Below are 14,514 nucleotides of genomic sequence, written 5' to 3'. Positions count from 1 at the left end.
GGATAATCAATAGATATCATCTATCATAGAAAAGGTTCCCCCAAATGCCAACTTTACGCCAGTTCCAATATCTCGTTGCTGTCGCCGATCATCGACATTTCGGCCGCGCTGCACAAGCTGCCGGTGCTTCACAACCGACTTTAAGCCATCAGTTACGCGCTCTGGAATCACGCCTTGGTGTCACGCTGGTAGAACGCCGTACCCATGGCGCAGAATTATCGCCGATTGGCCGTGAAATTGCCGAACGTGCCAGACGGGTACTTGTAGAGGTGAAGGATATTCGTGATTTGGCGGAGCGCGCGAGCGAGAGCCTGGCCGGAACGTTGCGGTTCGGCGTATCGCCTACTCTCGGCCCCTATTTAATGCCGCCTGTCATCGCTGCCCTACACCGCGCGCAGCCTGATCTGCGCTTTTACATGCGTGAGGGGATCCCAGATTTACAGGCGATGGAACTGGTCAAAGGTGCAATAGACATGTTGCTTGGCCCGTTACCGATTGAAGGCGAGAACCTGACCATCGAGCCGCTGTTTCGCGAGCCGCTGTTGCTGGTCGCGCCGCCGGATCATCCGCTCGCTGGACAGAAAAAAGTCGATAAAGCGGACCTATATAATGCGCCCGTGCTCAGCATCGATCGAAGACACCATATGCACCGCGACGTTACCGAACAATGCCATGCGCACGGCATGCATCTTTTGCAGGATTATGAAGGCACCAGCCTCGACAGTGTCCGCCAGATGGTTGCATCGGGCCTGGGCCTCGGCATATTGCCCGCACTCTATGTCCAGTCTGAAATCACACATGGAGATGATATAGCACTGCTTCAGGTCGACGGGTGGAAAGCATCACGCAGCATCGGTATTGCCTGGCGCAGCGGCGCCGGCTTTGCCGATGAATATCTATCAGTCGCGGGCCGCATTGCCGACGAAGCAAAAATCCTGCTAAACAAGATGGTCCCTCAGGAGCATTAATGGCGATCGACATAGACTTGTTACTGAAGGCTTATGCGTCCGGCATTTTCCCGATGGCCGATGCACGCGATGATCCAGAGACATTTTGGGTAGAGCCGAAAACGCGTGCGGTTCTGCCGCTTGATGGTTTTCACATGTCGCGTTCGCTGCGCAAAACGATCCGGTCTGACCGTTTTCAGATCACCAGTGACGAGGCATTTGCAGATGTGATTTCGATCTGTGCCGAGTCAGCAAATGACCGACTTGAAACATGGATAAACGCAGATATTGAAGAAGCCTTTTGCACGCTGCATCGACGCGGTCAGGCCCACAGCGTGGAATGCTGGCTGGTTGGTGAGAATGGTGATCGCTCGCTGGTCGGCGGCCTATATGGCTTGGTCATCGGCGGTGCTTTTTGCGGGGAGAGCATGTTCTCCCGCTCCCGCGATGCATCCAAAGTGGCTCTCGCCTGGCTGGTGGCACGGTTGATTGTCGGACGGTTCACGCTGCTCGATTGCCAGTTCATGACCGATCACCTGGCGTCATTCGGCGCAATTGAGATTAGTCAGGCGGATTATCTTGAGCAGCTGCGCGCGGCGCAGGATTATTGCTCACCAGCATTTTCGGCAATTAAATCGCCAATGGGGTCAGCTGACTCAGGTACGGGCTGTGGCGCACTCTCCGGAACAGGTTCCACTGGCTCAGGCACAGGCACTGACGGCGTTGTTGGCACGGGCGCGACAACATCGGCTTCGGTTTCGGCGCCGTCATTTGCGGCGCTCGATGGGCTGTTGGCAAGATTGGATGAGGATGAGCGCGGCGCGGTCGGGTTCGCCGAATCCTCTGGCGGGTTTTCTTCGCCGGGAAAGTTCATCGCACAGCTTTTGACCCAGACATCGTAGATGGGATGCTCCACCACATTCAGTGACGGTGATTCGCGAAACAACCAACCGGAAAAAACCTTTTGCCACTGGTCGTCGCCCTGACGCGTGGCCGGCCGGTCATTAACGAACAGCTGCACAAAAGCGCCCTGTTCCGGGGTCAGTTCCCACGGCGCGGTGCGTTCGCAAGCACGTAGACGAACCATCGCGCGGCCAATACGGATCGACTGCCCTGGCTTCAACTCCAAATCACGAGTTAAACCATTGCGTTTGTTCAGAAATCCAAGAGTTGCGACTCGCTCCGCCATTGGTGTGCCAATTTGCTCGCTAACAGGCTGGACCAACTCGTCATCATCGGTCGCTTCCAATTCCGCCTTTTCTGCAGGTTGACCCGTATTCTCGTCGCCGATGTCATCACCGAACAGACCGCAGCCAGACAACAGCAATGCACCAGCAAATAGAGGTAACAGCCGATTTCTATTAGACGCAGAGATACCGCAGACAGAAATCATTCGGCTTCGGCCGGATTCCATGGTTCATAGTCCCCGGTGGCTGCGGCTCTCACGCCGCCGGATTCCAGCGCACCGGCCGGGCGATAGGCATTGGCTGTACCTGTCAGGTTACCGGTCGGCTCTTTTTCCCAGATACGCGGCTGCGGCAAATGGCTTTCAGGGACTTCATCATAACTTTTATGCAACCAGCCATGCCATTCCGGCGGTACCCGGCTAGCGTCATTGGCTCCGGAATAGATAACCCAGCGTTGATCGCCGTCTTTGGCGATATTCCTGGACTGATAATATTTGTTACCGAAAATATCCTCGCCAACGGCTTTGCCTTTGCGCGCGCTGAACAATGCAGTGCCAATGGTTGCACCGTCCCACCAGGTAAAGATTTTGCCTAATATTCCCATGCCCGTCCGCTTAGCGCCACGAGGTGGGGGTTCGCAATTAAAAAATGCGTGGAAAGCACAGCTTTCGGCCTGAACGTGCGTTTATTGCTGCCATTCTACCTTATCACCGGGACCGATTTTCAATTCCGCTGCCCGTCCGCCGGCCAATTCCAGCACGGCTGCAACCGGTTCACCAGATTCTACCGGATCAAGGGAATAGGGAATTGTGTTGGCGGCAATGGATTCGATCGTTCCGTCACTGCGGACAAAAATAATGTCGAGGGGGATCACCGTGTTTTTCATCCAGAAACTGGCCATGCGCACCCGGTCGAAGGGGAAGAGCATCCCCTTGTCTGGCCCCAGTTCCGTGCGGAACATCAGACCGCGCGCCTGTTCCGCCGCGGTACCAGCAAGCTCGACCGTAAAATCATGGCGCTCGCCATCAGTCGAGATAGTCAGCGGGATCAAACGTAGGCCGGCTTCGGAAAGTTTATCATTTTGCTGTGGCTCTAGTTGCTTTTGCTTGCTCTCGGCTTGTCCCGCCTGAGCGGAACATCCTCCGACCATGCCAGTGCACGACAACAGCACGACGGGCAGTATCGCCTGCCTGAAAAATCCGTTCATGTTAGAAAACCCGTTACTGGGAAACCGGCAAGACACTGACCTGTACCGCCATATATCCGCGATCACCGGTATCTATACGTGCCAGAACATGCTGGCCCGGCATAATTTCACCGATGCCTGCATTGCGCAGCGTTTCCATGTGGATAAAAATGTCGCCTTCAAAGCCATTAACGATCAGAAAACCGTAGCCCTTGGCACGGTTAAACCATTTGACTTCCGCTTCGACAAAAGCCGACTCATCTTCCACGACATGGATGGCCTTGCGTTTTACTTCAGGGGTGGGCTGGTGAACCATCTGTTCACAATTGGACTCATCAATATCGAGAATTTTTGTCGCCTGCAAACCTTTGGCAGCGTCAACATATTCACATGTAACCAGCGCCATTTCGGGCAAATCCCTGCGGTTCAGGGGTTCCAATACTGTCCAGTGAACCAGAATGTCCTGACCACGCTCCAGCACATCATTGCCGTTTGCTTCCTTGTCAGGAATAATGAATCCGAAACCGCGATGAGAGTCGAACCATTTGACATAGCCCGTCGTTTTCAAAACCTTCGCGGACTGTTCGTCTTCTTTTCCCAATATCCCGTCATTTGCAGACCTATCGGTTCCTTGAGCATTTGGTCGGTCGCTGATCGAATGATCGCTAGCCGTACCCTCTTCGCTTCTCGCAGGTTCCGCATATAAACTTGCCACAACAAATCTCCGAACACATCATCCGAAATGGAGGTAATTTAACCAAAAGAATCGGATGCGAACAGCATAGCATATATATTGTAAACTGGCGATTCTTCTTGTCATAAGGTGTTTTAGAACAACAAAAGAGTCCGTTTAAACGTCTGCGTCAATTTCTTCGCCAGGCTTCGCAAAGACAAACCGAGAGGCAATATCAAAACTATGACCGGCTCTTAAAAACGCCTGTAATTGTTTCCGGCATCTGTCCTGATCGGCCGGTTCTTGTGCAAAAGGACCAATGGACTTCTTGCGCGCATAAGTCCTGGCGGCGTCCCATTGCCTGGCATCGCTGAGATCAAGCGCCTGCCGGTCGTCTCCTTCTTCTATACCCGCCTGATAGAGGGCCTGCGTAACCCGTCTTTTCCCATAGCCCCTATTGGTCAACGCGGCCGCCCGGTTCTTGGCAAACAACGCGTCATCAATATAACCAAGCTCCGAAAAGCGCTCGACCATTGTTTCGACTATTTCCTCAACCGATCCTGACCGGTCACCCGACCAGTGCCGTTCGCGTAATTTACGGAAAAGATAGGATTTTAGCTTGTGGCGCGTGGTTGCATATCGGCTAACATAGCGCAGGGCCAGCTCCTGCAAGCTATTTTCATCCAACGCTTTACCGCTATTTTTCAACGCTTCGTCTCTCATTCGGAACCACTGCCCTTTTTGTGCCACAGTAGAGCCGAAATTTAAACGACAGTTGCAATCACTAAAGCTTGTTAAGGGTTCGAACAGCTGAATAATTTTCAAAATTTGGCTGAATACCCAAAGAAAATGACGATTTGTAAGAAGGCTGGACCTTCTGGAAAATGGATTTTGTATGACTGAGCTGACACCAACCCCAACCGCTGATGATCTTCCACGCCGTTTCGCCGATTTCGAAACGGTAGGTGAAGCGCTTGACTATGCAGCGCAGGGGCAAAGAGGTTTTAATTTTCACGATGCACGCGCTTCGCTGGTACGCGTCTATCCCTTCACGGAATTGCGGGATGATGCCATTGCCGCCGCGCGCCGCCTGATCGGATTTGGCGTAAAGCCTGGTGACCGGATCGCTCTCATCGCCGACACCGAACCGCAATTTTGTGCGTTATTCTTTGGTGCGATCTATGCTGGCGCCTGGCCGGTGCCGCTGCCGCTGCCGACCTCTTTTGGTGGCAAGGACAGTTATATTGATCAAATAGGTGTGCAGCTGGATAGCTGCGATCCTGCGATATTGCTTTATCCCGATGAAATTGAAGAACTGGCCGCTGCTGCCGGCCAATCTCGGGAAATCCCTGTCTTTGGCTGGGACAAGTTTGCCGAGAACGATGTACCGGACTGTGAACTGCCACAAGCCCAAAGCAGCGATATTGCCTATTTGCAATATTCGAGTGGATCGACCCGTTTCCCGCATGGCGTTGCCGTGTCGCACAAAGCACTGCTCCACAATGTCGGATCCCATTCTTATGGCATGAACGTGGGCGAAGATGACCGCTGTGTATCCTGGCTACCTTTTTATCATGATATGGGTCTGGTTGGCTGTTTCATTTCGATGGTCTGCAATCAGGTATCCACCGATTATCTGAAAACATCGGATTTTGCGCGCAGGCCGCTGTCATGGCTGGACCTGATTTCCCGCAACAAAGGCACATCATGCAGTTTCTCCCCGACGTTCGGATACGAAATCTGCGCACGCCGTATCGGTAGCCAGTCAAACGTAGCCGAGCGATTTGACCTGTCGCGCTGGCGTTTGGCAGGCAATGGTGCCGATATGATCCGGCCCGATGTGATGCAGCGCTTTACCGACGCCTTTGCACCGGCAAAATTTGATGCCAAGGCCTTTTTGCCAAGCTATGGTCTTGCCGAGGCAACTTTGGCTGTAACGATCATGCCGCCAGGCGAAGGCATGGAAGTAGAGTTGGTTGAAGAAACTGAATTGGCCGGCGAGAAACAGGCCGATGGCAGCCGTCCCAAACGCTATCGCGCGATCGTCAATTGCGGCAAGCCGGTGCGCGATACACTTCTGCAAATCCGTGAGGAAGATGGCAGCCTGCTCCCGGAAAAAGCTGTCGGCAAGGTCTGGATGCAAAGCCCGTCAGTCATGGACTGCTATTATCGAGATCAGGAAGCGACCGATGCCTGTCTGGTAGATGGCTGGCTTGATACCGGCGATATGGGTTATTTATCGGATGGTTATCTTTACATTGTCGGCCGTGCCAAGGACATGATCATCATCAATGGTAAGAACCACTGGCCACAGGATATCGAATGGGCGGTGGAACAATTGCCCGGATTCAAGGCGGGCGATATTGCTGCCTTTGCAATCACGACGCCGGGCGGTGATGAAACGCCGGCAGTTCTCGTCCAGTGCAGAACGTCTGATGAGATCGAACGGCTACGCCTGCGCGACGAAATACGTGAAAAAGTCCGTGCGATCACGGGTATGAACTGTGTTATCGAACTGGTTCCGCCGCGCACTTTGCCGCGCACCAGTTCTGGTAAACTCAGCCGGGCAAAGGCGCGCAACCTTTATCTCTCGGGTGATATTCAGCCTTATGACATCGCGGCCTGAAACCAACGGGTTAAAGCGTTAAAATCGGTTAACCATAAACCGAAAAAAAAGACGGATGCTTACCATTCGATAAGGTTTTCCTCTTAAGGGGAAAGCGTGGAAAAGAAGCTAGCATCATCATCCGGCCTGCCGCAAGAAATCCCGCTGAGCGTATTGCTAGGGATTGCTGACCCTGAAGGCATAGATTGGGGACGCATTCGCGTACTCCAGTATGAAGGCATGCATCAGAATGGTTTCCTGAAGATGATCGGGTCGATTACGTGCGGCATCTTGGCTGTTCAATTCAGTATCGGCCAGGTCAACGGATGGCTGCTGGGCGCATGGACCCTCGCCCTGTTCGGTTTGTACATTTACACCTACATAAAGGCGCGTAAGGATGCCGTCTGGGAACGCAAGAGCATTTCCCGGCGCGAAAACATGAACACTCTTTTGGTATCAGCAGCTGGCGGCCTGTTGTGGTCCACAGCCATGATCCTGTTTGGTCCCTCAAGCGACCTGAGCACTATGGTCGGGATATGGGCTCTTGTTCTATGCCTGATGGTCGGATCGGCCATGCTGATGTCCGCCGTTCCATTGGCCAGCATTGTCTTTATCGGGCTTTGCGGCCTGTCATCGGCTGTCGGCTGGTATTTGATAAACGGGTATCAAATGGCAACGGCATCGGCCGCTATTGCCATGCTTTTGATTGCGTCGTGCCTGATGAATGGAAGATCATTCATAAACCGGAAAATCGCCGAAGCGAATCTGAACGAGAAAAAGGAGGTGGTCAGCCTGCTTCTGCGTGAATTTGAAGATACCGGAGCCGACTGGCTATGGCAGACCGACACTTCGCGCCGCCTGACTCACGTATCTCCCCGCTTTGCCCATGCCGTGGGGCGAACGCCGGAAGATATTGAAGGGCGCCCTTTCCTGCAACTGGTTGCCGGCCAAGCCTGGGATTCAGGAAAATTTTCGCCCGCCCTGCACGAACTGGCCGAAAAGCTGAAACGCCGCGACAGTTTCAGCAATATGCTGGTTCCGGTGCTGATCAACGATGTGACCCGCTGGTGGGAAATCTCTGCCTCGCCTAAGCTCGATGAAAATGGGATTTTTCACGGCTTCCGCGGCGTTGGATCTGACGTAACGGAGCAACGCGAGTCCGCTGACAAAATATCTCACATGGCGCGCTTTGATACACTCACCGGCCTGCCCAACCGGTTGCAACTGACCGAAGCGCTCGGCAAAGCTCAACAGGATTCCGACAAGTGGAACGGCCGTTGCGGCTTCATGATGATCGATCTCGACCGGTTCAAGGCGGTCAACGATACATTGGGCCATCCGGTTGGCGACCGCTTGCTTGCCCGCGTGTCGGAGCGACTGCGCTCGATCATGACCGACAATGAGTTATGCGGACGCCTGGGTGGCGACGAATTCGCGATTGTTATCAAGGATGCCAGTGATTCCCAATATATGGATATGTTGGGCAAAAAGATCATTGATACATTGTCGCGCCCCTATGAAGTCGATCAACACACGCTCTATATTGGCGCCAGTGTCGGGACCGCGATCGGACCGCGCGATGGCCGTACTGTCGAAATGCTGATGCGCAGTGCCGACCTCGCACTCTATCGGTCCAAGGACCAGGGCGGCGGCGCGCATAATCAATATGAGCCGAAACTGCACGTCCATGCCGAAGAACGCCGGGTGATGGAAATTGCCTTGCGCAAGGCGTTGGACAATAACGAATTTTCTCTCAACTATCAGCCGGTGGTGAGCGCAGATACCGGAGGCGTACTCGGCTTTGAAGCATTGTTGCGCTGGACCAATCCGGAATTTGGCGTCGTGTCACCAGCCAAATTTGTCCCGTTGGCCGAAGATGCGCGGCTCATTGTGCCGATTGGCGAGTGGGTGATGCGCACTGCCTGTAAAGAAGCAATGAAATGGCCTGCCGCCGTCAAGGTGGCCGTGAACGTATCGGCTGATCAGCTGACGGATCCCAATTTCCTCGATATGGTGGTTTCGGCCCTGAGTGACAGCGATCTGCCAGCCCAGAGGCTGGAAATAGAAGTCACCGAAAGCATCTTCATGCGCGAAGGCACCGGCGCTACACAAGTCCTCGACCAGATTATCGGCTTGGGTATCAATCTTTCGCTGGACGATTTTGGCACCGGCTATTCTTCGCTTGGCTATTTGCGCAAAACCCGTTTCTCAACCATCAAGGTTGATCGCAGTTTTGTGCAGGGGGCTGCGAAGAACGTACCTGAAAGCCTGGCAATTATCCGCGCGGTGGTGGCAATGGCTGACAGCCTTGGCATGGCGACGACAGCCGAAGGCGCGGAAACCGAAGAAGAGGTCAAGATGATCCAGAAGCTCGGTTGCAGTAAAATTCAGGGCTATTATTTCGGTCGGCCCATGGCGCCGCATGATGCGATGGATCTGTTCACTGACTTTAACGCGGACAGTGCGCAATTGGGCGGCCGCGCCGCCTAGTTCAACGATGGACCTGATATCGGTCCGTCATAACTTGGTCAGCTTTTTTTCAATACCCCGCCAGATTTTGGCATAAGCCAGCGCAGCGGGACTGCGCGGAGAAAATTCTCCCAATGGCTTTTTCAGCCTTGTCATCCGTTCAACATCGCTGGACATCGGAATAACCGGCCACTTGGGCTTTTTGGCCAACGTTTCCTTGTGAATCGTTCGGCGCCGGTCAACCATGTTGAACACGGGCAGCAAGGGGGCGTGTTTACGCCGCCGGGAATCGAGAAACGTCTGTACGTCCGTCAGCGCACGCTGCGACAAAGGCGAGGGAATGACAGGCACGATTACCAGATCGGCGTTGCGCAATATCTGCTCGCTGGTTTCGGTGAGGCCCGGCGGGCAATCCAGGATGATCCGGTCATAGTCTTTCTTCAGCTCTCGCAGGATTTTGCCCATATGCTTTTTCTTGTTCAGATCGAAAAAGAACCGGTCGAGACCGCGAAGCGACACATCCGCAGCCAACAGGTCGATATTTTCTATCCTGGTCGGCTTGATTAGCTTGGATGGCTTGATATCTCCGGCGATCATCGCCTGTGCACGGTCCTTTTTGTGCCGGTCCCCATTTAGGATGAACGAAGCCGCTGCTTGCGGATCAAGATCCCAGACCAGGGTCTTGCGAGACGAGTTCACGGCGCTGTTCCACGCAAGACTAACGGCGGCACAGCTTTTACCGACACCGCCTTTCATGCTGTAGATTGCGATAACGGCCATAAATGTGATCCGGATTTGATAACATGACGGTATCGCCGAACAGTCGAAGCCTTCAGATAATCTCCTGCACCCGTTCCTGCGGTCGGCACAGCCGGACACCCTTGTCGGTCTCTACCAGCGGTCGCTCGATAAGAATCGGCTCAGTCGCCATGGCATCCAGTATCTCGTCAGCCGTGGCCTTGTCATCTGTCAGCCCCATCTCTTCGGCGGGCGAACCCCGGGTCCTTAAGCCCTCTCGCGGCGTGATGCCAGCATCGCTGTAGAGCTGTTCCAGCTTGGCACGGCTTGGCGGATTTTTAAGATATTCAACGACCGTAACGTCAACACCCGGCGCCTCTTCCAACAGAGCAAGGGTTTTGCGGGACGTTCCACATTTGGGGTTGTGCCAGATTGTCGCTTTCATTGCATTCTCCATAAATATCTATTGTTGCCAAAAAACATCATCATTTTCCATCTGCAAGAAAAATCTTCATTTTTCAGATTTTCCATTGCTTGTGATAATCATTATCACTAACACGCCCTCCGGATTGAGAATCAATCTCAAAACCCACGGATACGGGAAAACAAATGTTGAAGAAGAAAGCCATCACGGCCTTTTTGGCCACCACAATCATGGTTCCTGCCGCGGCACATGCAGCGAGTGCAGAATCAGATGACGCAAGCGGCGATATCGTCGTTCTCGGTGATGTGCTTTACTCAAACCAGATAAATGCGGTTAAAACGCCGACGCCGATTATTGATGTTCCACAAAGCCTTTCCATCGTGACTGCCGACGAGATCAAGCAACGCGGCTTCACCAGCATTGGTCAGATAGTGGACTATACACCCGGCGTGAACAATACGCAGGGCGAAGGCCATCGTGACGCCGTTGTGTTCCGCGGGGTCCGTTCAACTGCCGATTTCTATATCGATGGTATCCGGGACGATGTGCAATATTATCGCAGCCTTTATAACCTGGAGCAGGTCGAAATCCTGCGCGGACCAAACGCGCTTCTGTTTGGACGGGGCGGCACCGGCGGCATATTGAACCGCGTGACCAAAAAAGGGACGATCGGTGAAACCTTTGGCGGCGGTCAGATTGCTATCGACACATTTGGCGAATTCAGCGTCCAGGGCGATATCAACATAGCAGCAGGCGAAAATATCGGCGTTCGCGTCAATGCGGCCTATGAGAGCCTGAACAATCATCGCGACTTTTATGATGGTGACCGGATCGGTTTCAATCCGACCGTGCGGTTCCAGATCAGCCCGGACACGACACTTGATCTGTCTTACGAATATGCCGACCATGAGCGGTTCATCGATCGCGGCATTCCAACTGGCACTGACGGCCGTCCGGTTTCTGCCCTCAGAAACGTTGTTTTCGGAGATCCGGAGCTTAACTTTACCGAATTGGAGGCACATCTGCTACGTGCCAATCTGCAACATGCATTCTCCGACAATTTCAAAGCCAATGTCAGCGCTTTTTATGGCGATTATGACAAGGTTTACTCAAACTTCTACGCGTCTGGCTATGATCAGGCAAACACGCCCAATGTCGTAACTCTTGATGGCTATATCGACACAACCGAGCGTCAGAATCTGATCCTGTCCGGTAATTTGGTTGGAGAGTTTGAAACCGGCGGCCTCAGCCACACACTGATCTTTGGTGGCGAGTATATCAATACTTCGTCCGATCAGGATCGTTTCAATGCGTTCTGGGACACGACAATGGACGACAATGAGGTTTTCGCGATCGAACGCCCCCTGAACTTGCGTGGTGGCATTGGTGTGAATGCCGCTGGTATTGCCACGGCCAATGACTTCACTGCCGATCTCAACGATTTCACTCAAGTCGATATCGATGTCTTTTCGCTTTATATTCAAGACGAAATTAAGCTAACCGACTGGCTGAATGTTGTGCTCGGCGGTCGCTTTGACAGCTTTGACATCACGGTAAACAATGTTCCGAATGCCGATATCCGAACCCGCAAGGATGAGGAATTCTCACCGCGTGCCGGCCTGATCATCAAGCCTCGGGAAAATGTCTCTTTCTATGCCAGCTATAGCGAGAGTTTCCTGCCGCGTAGCGGAGAACAGTTTGCCAATATCAATGGCGCTAACAATGCTCTTGATCCAAATACCTTCACCAATCTGGAGGCTGGAATCAAATGGGATTTCGAACAGGGCCTTAGCTTCACCGCAGCTGTTTTCGAGATTGAGCAAAGCTCTCCACAGCCAAACGACAATGATCCATCGACACTGGATATTATCGACTCGAAAATTCGCGGTTTCGAACTGCAGCTTCGGGGTCAGGTAACCGATAATTGGTTTGTTTCGGCCGGCTATAGTTTTCTTGATGGCGAGCAAGTCGATGCTACCGGATCAACTACGGGCTTACGTCTACGTGAACTTCCCGAAAATATGTTCTCAATCTGGAATTCTATTCAGATATCAGACCGGATTGGTTTCGGACTTGGACTGACCCATCAGGACGAGAGCTTTATCAACAACGGCAATACTGCCGTTCTGCCGGCCTATACCCGTATTGATGCGGCGGCACATTTCGATGTCACCGACAATCTGCGGCTGCAGGTCAATATCGAGAATCTGACAGATACCGTCTATTTCCCGAGCTCACACAGCACGCATCAGGCGACCGTGGGCGCGCCTCTGAACGCGCGTTTCTCGATCACTGGTCGATTCTGATCTGGCGAACCCCCCGGACGGGAACCTGACTGGTGACTCAGGTTCCCGTTCAAGTACAGAAAATCTGTTTGACGAATCCTGTTTGGGGTCCGTACAGAATATCCATGTTATGATGATGGCTGCGCCTATTTTAGCTGCCTAGTTACCATATTCAGTTTCCGAAAATGACGCAAAGACGATCATGTTGGGCCTGTCGAAACCCCCACCCCAACCCCTTCGATGGGCCCAGCATGAACCGTGATAACCAGGGCCTATTCAGGCCTGTGTTGTAAGCTGCAATCCGACTGCACCGATCAATATCATCGCAATGAAAAGAAATTGCAGAAAAGCAAGTCGCTCATCGAAGAAAAATACGCCGATCAGAGTGATGGCGACAATGCCGGCACCCGACCATATCGCATAGACCACACCCACAGGCAGCGTCTTGAGCGCCGGGGCCAGTACCCAGAAACAGGCGGAATAGAGCAGGATCGACAGGATACCCCAATGCCATTTGGCAAAACCGTCTGAAAGCTTCAGAAATGTTGTCGCGAGTATTTCGAGAGCTATCGCCGCGATGAGATAGACCCAGGCGCCCATGGCCTGCCTTCCTATTTCTTGGGGGTTAGTGCGGGAACAGCCTTTGCCGCATCCGACGGATCAATGCCGGGCGGCGGTGCAGCGCTTAGCACATCTTCCCCCCGTGCCACACGGGCGGCACGCTGGATCGCTTCGCGGATGCGCGGATAGGTCCCGCAGCGACAGATATTGGTAATAGCCTCGTCAATATCATCATTGGACGGGTTATCATTTTTCTTGAGCAAGACCGCCGCGGACATGATCATGCCGGACTGGCAAAACCCGCATTGGGGCACGTTTTCCGCGGCCCATGCCTGTTGCACCGGATGACTGCGGTCGCGCGACAATGCCTCGATGGTGGTGATGAACCGCCCTTCCAGCTCGCCGATGGTGACAAGGCAGCTGCGAATGGCTTCCCCATCAATCTCCACCATGCACGCGCCACAATCGCCGGTGCCGCAACCATATTTGGTGCCGGTCAGGTTAGATGCATCGCGCAAAGCCCACAATAAGGGAGTTTGCTCGTCCATCCGATATTCGACGGGCCGGTTATTGACGGTAAATTTGGTCATTTGATATTAGCCATCGGGAGATATGTTCCTACCATTCCCTGACTAACCGGCTTTTTCTATTCCCGCCAGCTTTTGTCTTCGCGGTCGATCAAACGCACCATCGCATCAAATTCGGGAACGCCCTGAATGGCGGGATCAATCGATGCCTGTGACAGGTTGGCGAGATGCTTCCTGATCACCTCTTCACCAATCACCAACGGCTTGCCCATGGCCAATGTCTGCATCTGGATCTCACAGGCACGCTGCAGGACCCAGTGGTTGAGGAAAGCTTCTTCCAGCGTCTTACCCATCACTACAGGACCATGATTTTCCAGCAGCATCATGCGTTTTTTGCCAAGGCTCGCCAGGAAACGTGGGCCTTCGTCGGCATGCACAGTAACACCTTCAAACTTGTGATAGGCAAGGCGCGGAACAATAGCCGCAGCATAAAAATTCAAAGGTTGCAATCCACCCTCCAGCGACGCCACCGCCATGGTTGCGGTTGTGTGGGTATGGATAATCGCGTGAACATCCGGCAGTTCGCGGTGAAACAGGCTGTGCTGCGTGAAACCGGCTTTGTTGACCGGATAAGTCGAACCATCCAGCGTATTGCCGTCAATATCGATCTTGACCAATGTCGAGGCTGTCACCTCACTGAAATGCAGGCCATAGGGATTGATCAGAAATGCATCATCCTCGCCGGGTACTTTCAGCGTGACATGGTTGAAAATCAGCTCATCCCAGCCGAAATGCGCAAATATCCGGTAACAGGCGGCCAGCCGCTGACGCGCTTTCCATTCCTCTTCGCTGCAACTTGACTGGACATTGATTGCGGTGGCCATTTTTCGTCTCCTGATTCGCTTAAATTGC

The 14,514-nt window shown here is 53.3% G+C and carries 14 protein-coding genes and 1 pseudogene; 5 read left to right on the top strand and 10 right to left on the bottom strand.

The window, feature by feature from the left end; genetic code table 11:
- Window positions 1-44: 44 nt before the first annotated feature.
- Both DK507_RS03770 and aat read left to right on the top strand, forming a co-directional pair.
- Window positions 45-968: a hydrogen peroxide-inducible genes activator gene (locus DK507_RS03770; RefSeq protein WP_109354983.1), complete on the top strand. Its 924-nt coding sequence runs from the start codon at window positions 45-47 to the stop codon at window positions 966-968.
- Window positions 968-1,849 (top strand): leucyl/phenylalanyl-tRNA--protein transferase, encoded by an 882-nt coding sequence (gene aat, locus DK507_RS03765; protein ID WP_109354982.1) that lies wholly within the window; start codon window positions 968-970, stop codon window positions 1,847-1,849. Before DK507_RS03770 ends, aat begins: the two co-directional genes overlap by 1 nt.
- A 35-nt stretch (window positions 1,850-1,884) precedes the next feature.
- On the opposite strand, the pseudogene DK507_RS18020 reads toward aat, so the two are convergent.
- The 5 genes and pseudogenes from DK507_RS18020 to DK507_RS03740 all read right to left on the bottom strand — a co-directional run.
- Window positions 1,885-2,136, bottom strand: a pseudogene (locus DK507_RS18020) (DUF2155 domain-containing protein); the annotation flags it as partial.
- Between the two features lie 200 nt (window positions 2,137-2,336).
- On the bottom strand, window positions 2,337-2,738 hold the full coding sequence (locus DK507_RS03755) for an NADH:ubiquinone oxidoreductase subunit NDUFA12 (protein ID WP_109354978.1): 402 nt from the start codon (window positions 2,736-2,738) through the stop codon (window positions 2,337-2,339).
- Between the two features lie 81 nt (window positions 2,739-2,819).
- Window positions 2,820-3,341, bottom strand: a complete 522-nt coding sequence (locus DK507_RS03750; protein WP_109354977.1) for a DUF192 domain-containing protein — start codon at window positions 3,339-3,341, stop codon at window positions 2,820-2,822.
- A 13-nt stretch (window positions 3,342-3,354) separates the two neighbouring features.
- A complete protein-coding gene (locus DK507_RS03745) occupies window positions 3,355-4,035 on the bottom strand; it encodes a cold-shock protein (protein ID WP_109354970.1) in 681 nt (226 codons plus the stop codon).
- Window positions 4,036-4,170: 135 nt separating this feature from the next.
- Window positions 4,171-4,716, bottom strand: coding sequence for a regulatory protein RecX (locus DK507_RS03740; protein WP_109354967.1), 546 nt, complete (start codon window positions 4,714-4,716; stop codon window positions 4,171-4,173).
- A gap of 172 nt (window positions 4,717-4,888) precedes the next feature.
- Here DK507_RS03740 and DK507_RS03735 point away from each other — a divergent pair, with 172 nt between their 5' ends.
- Together DK507_RS03735 and DK507_RS03730 are read left to right on the top strand one after the other, a co-directional pair.
- Complete coding sequence (locus DK507_RS03735) at window positions 4,889-6,619, top strand: fatty acyl-AMP ligase (protein WP_109354966.1); 1,731 nt, start codon at window positions 4,889-4,891, stop codon at window positions 6,617-6,619.
- Window positions 6,620-6,715: 96 nt separating this feature from the next.
- A complete protein-coding gene (locus DK507_RS03730; RefSeq protein ID WP_254054249.1) occupies window positions 6,716-9,088 on the top strand; it encodes a bifunctional diguanylate cyclase/phosphodiesterase in 2,373 nt (790 codons plus the stop codon).
- Window positions 9,089-9,115: 27 nt separating this feature from the next.
- Here DK507_RS03730 and DK507_RS03725 read toward each other — a convergent pair whose 3' ends face one another.
- Window positions 9,116-9,847, bottom strand: coding sequence for a ParA family protein (locus DK507_RS03725; protein WP_109354965.1), 732 nt, complete (start codon window positions 9,845-9,847; stop codon window positions 9,116-9,118).
- A gap of 52 nt (window positions 9,848-9,899) precedes the next feature.
- Window positions 9,900-10,250 carry an arsenate reductase (glutaredoxin) gene (gene arsC / locus DK507_RS03720; protein ID WP_109354962.1) on the bottom strand — a complete coding sequence of 117 codons (351 nt, stop codon included), beginning with the start codon at window positions 10,248-10,250 and terminating at the stop codon, window positions 9,900-9,902.
- A 164-nt stretch (window positions 10,251-10,414) separates the two neighbouring features.
- Between arsC and DK507_RS03715 the strand changes: the two genes are divergently transcribed.
- Entirely contained in the window at window positions 10,415-12,535 is a 2,121-nt protein-coding gene (locus DK507_RS03715; RefSeq protein WP_216822329.1) for a TonB-dependent siderophore receptor, read from the top strand.
- Window positions 12,536-12,790: 255 nt separating this feature from the next.
- Here DK507_RS03715 and DK507_RS03710 read toward each other — a convergent pair whose 3' ends face one another.
- The 3 genes from DK507_RS03710 to DK507_RS03700 are packed head-to-tail and all read right to left on the bottom strand — an operon-like array spanning window position 12,791 to window position 14,486.
- A complete protein-coding gene (locus DK507_RS03710) occupies window positions 12,791-13,114 on the bottom strand; it encodes a multidrug efflux SMR transporter (RefSeq protein WP_109354960.1) in 324 nt (107 codons plus the stop codon).
- Between the two features lie 11 nt (window positions 13,115-13,125).
- On the bottom strand, window positions 13,126-13,665 hold the full coding sequence (locus tag DK507_RS03705; protein ID WP_109354958.1) for a (2Fe-2S)-binding protein: 540 nt from the start codon (window positions 13,663-13,665) through the stop codon (window positions 13,126-13,128).
- A gap of 56 nt (window positions 13,666-13,721) precedes the next feature.
- Complete coding sequence (locus DK507_RS03700; RefSeq protein WP_109354957.1) at window positions 13,722-14,486, bottom strand: class II aldolase/adducin family protein; 765 nt, start codon at window positions 14,484-14,486, stop codon at window positions 13,722-13,724.
- Window positions 14,487-14,514: the final 28 nt, after the last annotated feature.

This window comes from Sphingorhabdus sp. EL138 (assembly GCF_900258045.1).
Taxonomy (GTDB): domain Bacteria; phylum Pseudomonadota; class Alphaproteobacteria; order Sphingomonadales; family Sphingomonadaceae; genus Parasphingorhabdus.
The sequence above is the reverse complement of the archived record's forward strand: the minus strand, read 5'-3'. Positions and strand labels throughout refer to the sequence as shown.